The organism is Frankia sp. CcWB2, assembly GCF_977927585.1.
In genome coordinates this window covers 2,046-4,651 of the sequence record NZ_CDWRCM010000277.1, presented here as the reverse complement: position 1 = coordinate 4,651, position 2,606 = coordinate 2,046, and the positions used below count along the sequence as shown (strand labels likewise).

Below are 2,606 nucleotides of genomic sequence, written 5' to 3'. Positions count from 1 at the left end.
GAATGACTGCCCCGATGAACTTCCCAAACAGGCCCTAATAGGGCCTATCCTGGTCGACGATGCGGGCCAACATCGACAACAGGGCGGTCTGTTCCTCCTCGGACAGCGGCGCCAGCAGCTTGTCGTTCATCTGGTCGATGCGGTCCGCCACCTGGCCGTGGGTCGACTCTCCCCGCTTGGTCAGCCGCAGGACATTGCGCCGGCCATCACGCGGGTCACGGACCCGGCGGATGAGCCCACGCTGCACGAGCCTCGCCACCACATCGGCCACCGTCGACCGATCCAGGGAGGCTCGTTCTCCGAGCGTGCGCTGATCAATATCGGGATCAGCGAGCAGGCTGTTGAGGACCACGAACTGCGGAGGCGTCGTCTCGGTTGAGACGGTGGTGGTCCAGAGCTGATAGGTCACCTGCTGGAGCCGGCGGGCCAGCTGGCCGGGATGGCTGGACAGGTCGACCACGCCGTGGCCGCCCGGGGCGACCGGCCGCGAGGTCAGGGTGGCCGGCCCAGTGGCGCGTGGTCCAGGGAGACGTTCGCCGGAGTTCTCCGGTGCGGCTGTTTCCCCTCCGAGGGCCCTGGCCAACTGGTCGGATCGTGTGCGCGTGTTCAGGGTTCGCTTCCAATCCGGTGTCGAAGTAGGCGGGCGACAGGTTTGCCGCGAAGGTCATCATCGCTCATGTCGACGCTCGGTGTCGTCAAGCTGTGAGATTCAGGTGCCTATCAGGCGTCGAAGTGGTAACTCTTGTGGCATGTAGTGAAATTATAACTACGGATAGCCGGACACCCCCATGCTTCTGTAGTAGTCTTGTCACCACTTTGAGGTAGTCATTTAGGGGTGTCGCAATCGCGACAGCTACCTGCCGCCCGACTTCGGTGGGGTACGCGAGGTGCGTCGCGTGGTTCCCGCGGGTACGGGCAGCGGTATGGAGGATGCGCCCAGAGGCCTACGGGAGAGTCTGAAACGCGTGGCTGTGACCCTGAAGGAGGCGGGCATCCCGTTCGCTCTCGGGGGCAGCTACGCCTGCTGGGCCCGGGGCGGCCCCGAGCCGGTCCACGACGTCGATTTCATGCTGCGCGAGGACGACGTGCCGCGGGCGGTCGAGGTGCTCGCGAACGCCGGCCTGCGCCCGGTCGACTCACCCGAGGACTGGCTCACCAAGGTGTTTGACGGCGAGGTGCTGGTCGATCTCATCCACCATCCGGTGGGTCGGGCGGTGACCCAGCAGATGCTGGAGCGGTCCAGCGAGATGTCGGTGGACTCGGTGCGCATGCCCGTGCTGGATGCCACCGACTGGTTTGAGATGACCCTGCTGGCCCTGGAGGAACGGTACTGTGATCTCGCTCGCGTGATACCGATGATCAGAGCGATGCGGGAGCAGGTCGACTGGGATCAGGTGCGTCGCGCGACGGCCACTTCCCCCTTCGCCGAGGCGGCCCTGCTCGTGGCCACCCGGCTCAACCTGATCCCGGCCGCCGGTCGTGCGGTGTCGGCCGAAGGTGCTCCGTCGGCCGGGGGCACCCCCACGGGTTCACGTCCGCACGGCCCGTTGGTGCCAGCGGGTGGGGCGGTGCCAGCGGGTGGGGCGGAGCAGGCCGGGACCGCGAAGCGGGTCGCCGACACCGCCGGGTACGGGGTACTGGACCTCACTGAGGCCGATGAGTACCTCGCCGGTGACCTGCACGAACGCCTCGCCGAGGATCCGAGGGTGGCCGAGCTCGGGCTGGAGGTGGTGGTGGATGGCCAGCAGATCCTGGTCGAGGGCGAGGTCGCCACGGACGCCCGCCGCCGGGCCGTCGCGGATGTGCTCGCCGAGGCGCTTCCCGGACGCCTGGTGAGTAACGAGGTCACCATCGCGGATCGGGGGATGCCGACCGAGGCACCGCCGAACGTGGAGACCATCTCATGATCAGAATTGCCGCCGTCGGCGACATCCACCTGGGCGTGGACAGCCGCGGAACCTTCGCACCCCTGCTGCGTGGACTTGCCGGTCGGGCGGACGTGCTGCTGCTGGCCGGTGATCTCACTCAGCGGGGGCTGCCGGCCGAGGCCGAGATCGTCGCGGCCGAGGTGGCGGACGCCGGGGTGCCCGTCGTCGCCGTCCTGGGTAATCACGACTACCACGGCGGTGCCGAGAACGAAATCACCGAAATGCTGGCCGACGCTGGCGTGACCGTCCTCGAAGGCTGCGGCACGGTCCTCGACATCGACGGCCGCCGTCTCGGAATCGCCGGCGTCAAGGGATTCGGCGGGGGGTTCGCCGGGGCCAGCGGAAGCGACTTCGGCGAACCATTGATGAAGGCTTTCATCCGGCACACGAAGGACGCCGGATCCCGGCTGCGTGGCGCGCTGGAAAGTCTGGATTGCGAAGTCCGCGTAGCTTTGATGCACTATGCCCCGGTACCAGACACGCTCATCGGCGAGCGAACCGAGATCTTCCCGTTTCTCGGCAGCTACCACCTTGCCGAGGCGGTGGACGCGGGAGCCGCCTGCCTTGCGCTGCACGGTCACGCCCATGCCGGTTCGGAGCACGGGACGACGGCCGGTGGGGTGCCGGTCCGCAACGTGGCCCGGCCGGTGATCCGGAAAGCCTATGCGCTCTACGGGG

3 protein-coding genes are annotated in these 2,606 nt (G+C 67.6%); 2 read left to right on the top strand and 1 reads right to left on the bottom strand.

Annotated elements, in window-relative coordinates:
* Window positions 1–34: 34 nt before the first annotated feature.
* Entirely contained in the window at window positions 35–496 is a 462-nt protein-coding gene (locus ACY45C_RS20315) for a MarR family winged helix-turn-helix transcriptional regulator (RefSeq protein ID WP_462189150.1), read from the bottom strand.
* Window positions 497–923: 427 nt separating this feature from the next.
* On the opposite strand from ACY45C_RS20315, the gene ACY45C_RS20310 reads away from it, so the two are divergent.
* Window positions 924–1,907, top strand: a complete 984-nt coding sequence (locus ACY45C_RS20310) for a nucleotidyltransferase (RefSeq protein ID WP_462189149.1) — start codon at window positions 924–926, stop codon at window positions 1,905–1,907.
* A partial coding sequence (locus ACY45C_RS20305) for a metallophosphoesterase family protein (RefSeq protein ID WP_462189148.1) occupies window positions 1,904–2,606 on the top strand: 703 nt, incomplete at its 3' end. The genes ACY45C_RS20310 and ACY45C_RS20305, both read left to right, overlap by 4 nt.